The sequence below is a fragment of the Pseudomonas sp. P4_C3 genome, from assembly GCF_056402075.1.
This window is the reverse complement of record NZ_JBFUIC010000363.1, coordinates 1-3,700: the sequence shown is the minus strand read 5'-3', so window position 1 is coordinate 3,700 and position 3,700 is coordinate 1. Positions and strand designations below refer to the sequence as shown.

Here is a 3,700-nt window from a genome sequence, read left to right as displayed (position 1 = left end):
GCCTACCGGCCGGCCTGGTTCTGATGCGTGCGTGTTTCCCTGTAGGAGCTGTCGAGTGCAACGAGGCTGCGATCTTTTGGCTTTATTGCTTACAAGCAAGATCAAAAGATCGCAGCCTTCGGCAGCTCCTACGGAGTGATACATCCGCGAAATCAGGTCGGCTGTCAGGCCGCCTTCGCGAGCAGGCTCGCTCCTACAGAAGAGCAAAGGCAGACCGGCGTACACCCTCGCTTCTCACCACTCATCAGGCCGAGCGTTAGCTCGCCTGCAGCTCTTGATCTTGATCCACCCGCCCCCTCGGAAGGCCTCGTTCCGGTGTTCATCCGGGGGTAGGCGCGCAGCGCCGTTCGGCGCAGCCGAACACATCGAGAGGAGGTCGAGCGAAGCCGACCGGAGGCGATGCCCCCGGATGAATGCCGGAGCGAAGGAACCCCGAGCCTTGGCGAGGGGCCGTACGTAAGGGGCGAGACCTTTGGTTCCTTTGGGCTGGGCCGGCACTCCGGCGTTTGCCAAAGGGACTCGCCGTAAGGGCGAAACCGCCAGCCGCCGTTACCGCAGCAACGGATATGTACTCAGACCCACAACCTGATCGACGAGTCCCGTCAGCCGCTCGGCCAACGCCTTGGCCTGGCTCGCCACGTCGGTAACGGCGGTACTTTCCCACCACATGCCGCGCAACGGCGGGCCCATGGCAAACAGACGGCGGGCGGGCTGCCCCTCGGCGTTCAGGACCGCGCCATCGACCTCTGCCGCAATGCCCAGGGCCAGCGGCCCCGGCTGCACCAGACCGCGGGCGAGCAGTTGCCGGGGTAACGGCCGCGCCACCCGACGCCAGTCGTATTCGATACCGCTGGAGTTGATCAGGGCGGCACCGCTGACCACACAGGTCTGCGTCTCGCCGCGTCGTCGAAGGCGGATACTGACGCTGTCGCCCGTCGAAGGCTCAAGTCCCTTGAACGAGGCCGCGTGAATACGTAACCGCCCTTCTTTATATAAGCGCTCCACTCGTTCGGCGCTCAAGGGTGGYGAGCGGTGGTGATGGCTTTCCCACCACGGCCGTACATGCCGCACGAACTGCCGACGCTGCACGTCCGTCGCCTGATGCCACAAGCGGCCGATATGTGCCCGCACCGTGTCCAGTGGCGCTTGCCAGTCGATACCCTGGGCGATAGCGTCCCGGCAGTGTCGACGCAGTTCGCGCATCAGCTGGCGAGGTGTGCGGATACTCAGGTCCTCAGCGAGAAAATCCACCCAGGCCGGTGGCTGGCGACGCACATGGGGCAGCAGCCCGTGGCGGGAAAACACTTCGATCGGCCCGCGATGCCCGGCCTGTTCCAGGGACACCACGGCGTCGACCATGGTCAGGCCCGAGCCGATGATCATGACCGTCGATTGCGGATCGAGCCGCTGCATGGCCGCCACGTCCCACGGATCGAGGGCGGCCGCATTCAAGCCGCTGGATTCGGTTTGTGGCGTGCGCGCGGCGGGAAACATTCCGGTGGCCAGCACCGCAAACGCGCCCTGCACGCATCGGCCATCGCTCAAGGTCAACCGCACGGTGTCGGCATCGGTTTGCAAATCGACCGCCTCGGCCTGCACATGCTCGACCGTCGAACCGTTCAGTGCACCCACCGCCTGTGCTTCGGCCAGGCGCTGTCGGGCGTACAGGCCGAATACGCCCCGTGGTGGAAACAGTTCGCTGATCGGCACATGCTGCTGATCCGATTCCGGCCAGCCGCCCGCCGCGATGTACCCGGTCAGCCATTGGGTCAGGTCGTCGGCGTTGTCCGGATCGACACTCATCCGCGCCGCATTGCCGTTGAGCGTATGGCCCAGTTCCACCGCACTGTAGGCTTCGCCCCGCCCCAATTCGGCCCGGGGCTCGATCACCAGCACCCGGCGCTGGCCCGGCAAGCGCATCAATTGCGCCGCCAGCATCGCGCCACTGAGGCCGCCGCCGACAATCAGGATGTCGGCGTCATTGGTCAAGGTCTGGTCCATCGTGCTCTCCCTGTTCAGATCACCACGTTACGCACAAACCGCGCCGCCACCGCCCCGTCGTTGCGATAACAGTGCGGCTGGTTGCTGGCGAACATGAAGAATTCACCCGCGGCGATAGGCTGTGGCTGGTCGCCGAGCATAACGGTCAGGCAACCTTCGAAGACATAAATCTGCTCGCTCCAGCCATCGGCGTCCGGCTCCGACGGATACACCTCGCCCGGTTGCAGGCACCACTCCCACTGCTCGACTTCGCGGCTGGCCTGGGCCTTGGAGAGCAACACCGCTTTGCTGCCGGGGATCGTACCGGTCCAGGCCAGCTCATTGATACGACTGGGATCGCGGGCGTCGGGCGCCTGGATCAAATCACTGAAGGCAACGTCGAGGGCTTCGGCCACCCGGTCGAGGGTGGTCAGGCTGACGTTCTTTTCCCCCGCCTCGATCGCCACCAGCATTCGACGGCTGACACCGGACTTTTCCGCCAGCGCGCTCTGGCTCAGGTCGGCGGCATGACGCAAACGACGGACGTTTTGACTGACGTGCTGGAGGACCGAAGCCCGTTGGGTAGAATCTTTGTGCACTATATTGCTCACTGGGTGGGGTTGGGCAGTATACTGCGCAACATTCGACGCATTGTGCGTCCCCCTCCAGTAGCGTGCAAGGTCATGACGTTGGTGAACTCCCCAAAGGCTTCCTCCCGTTTCACACGGTTCAGCAAGGCTGAATGCGTGCTGGTGCTGATCACGATGGTCTGGGGCGGTACCTTCCTGTTGGTACAGCACGCGATGACCGTCAGCGGCCCGATGTTTTTCGTCGGCCTGCGTTTTGCCGCCGCCGCGAGCATCGTCGCCCTGTTCTCCTGGCGTCATCTGCGCGACATGACTTTGTTCGAACTCAAGGCGGGGTCGTTTATCGGCGTGGCGATCATGCTCGGCTACGGCTTGCAGACGGTCGGGTTGCAGAGCATTCCCAGCAGCCAATCGGCATTCATTACCGCGCTGTACGTGCCTTTCGTGCCGTTGCTGCAATGGCTGGTGCTGGGGCGGCGCCCGGGGTTGATGCCCAGCATCGGCATCATGCTGGCCTTTAGCGGGTTGATGCTGTTGTCCGGGCCGTCCGGTGCGGCGTTCAACTTCAGCTCCGGTGAAATCGCCACCTTGATCAGCGCCGTGGCCATTGCGGCCGAGATCATCCTGATCAGCACCTATGCCGGCCAGGTCGATGTGCGCCGGGTGACGGCGGTGCAACTGGCGGTGACTTCGGTGCTGTCGTTCCTGATGGTGGTGCCGACCAACGAGGCGATTCCGGATTTCTCGTGGTTGCTGCTGTGTAGCGCGCTGGGCCTTGGGGCGGCAAGCGCGGCGATTCAGGTGGCGATGAACTGGGCACAGAAAAGCGTGTCACCGACCCGCGCCACGCTGATCTATGCCGGTGAGCCGGTATGGGCCGGGATTGTCGGGCGCATCGCCGGGGAACGTTTGCCGGCGATTGCCCTGGTCGGGGCCGGGTTGATTGTAGCGGCGGTGATAGTCAGTGAGTTGAAGACCAAGGGCAAAGCTGCGGCTGAGCAGGAGCTGGAGCAGGAAACACAGCGATAAACCGCAAACTCTGCATTGCCAGATAGGCCGCCATCGCGAGCAAGCTCGCTCCCACAGGGTATGAAGGTGTACACAATCTTGTGTTCAACCCAAAACCCCAAAAC

General features: G+C 63.6%; 3 protein-coding genes. 1 reads left to right on the top strand and 2 read right to left on the bottom strand.

Annotated features, from left to right (window positions below; genetic code table 11):
- Window positions 1-549 precede the first annotated feature (549 nt).
- Window positions 550-2,001 carry an FAD/NAD(P)-binding protein gene (locus tag AC1DVH_RS27615; RefSeq protein WP_477756462.1) on the bottom strand — a complete coding sequence of 484 codons (1,452 nt, stop codon included), beginning with the start codon at window positions 1,999-2,001 and terminating at the stop codon, window positions 550-552.
- A gap of 14 nt (window positions 2,002-2,015) precedes the next feature.
- Window positions 2,016-2,579, bottom strand: a complete 564-nt coding sequence (locus AC1DVH_RS27610; protein WP_477756461.1) for a helix-turn-helix domain-containing protein — start codon at window positions 2,577-2,579, stop codon at window positions 2,016-2,018.
- On the opposite strand from AC1DVH_RS27610, the gene AC1DVH_RS27605 reads away from it, so the two are divergent.
- Window positions 2,574-3,596 carry a DMT family transporter gene (locus AC1DVH_RS27605; RefSeq protein ID WP_477756460.1) on the top strand — a complete coding sequence of 341 codons (1,023 nt, stop codon included), beginning with the start codon at window positions 2,574-2,576 and terminating at the stop codon, window positions 3,594-3,596. The two genes, AC1DVH_RS27610 and AC1DVH_RS27605, sit on opposite strands and share 6 nt — an antisense overlap.
- Window positions 3,597-3,700 lie beyond the last annotated feature (104 nt).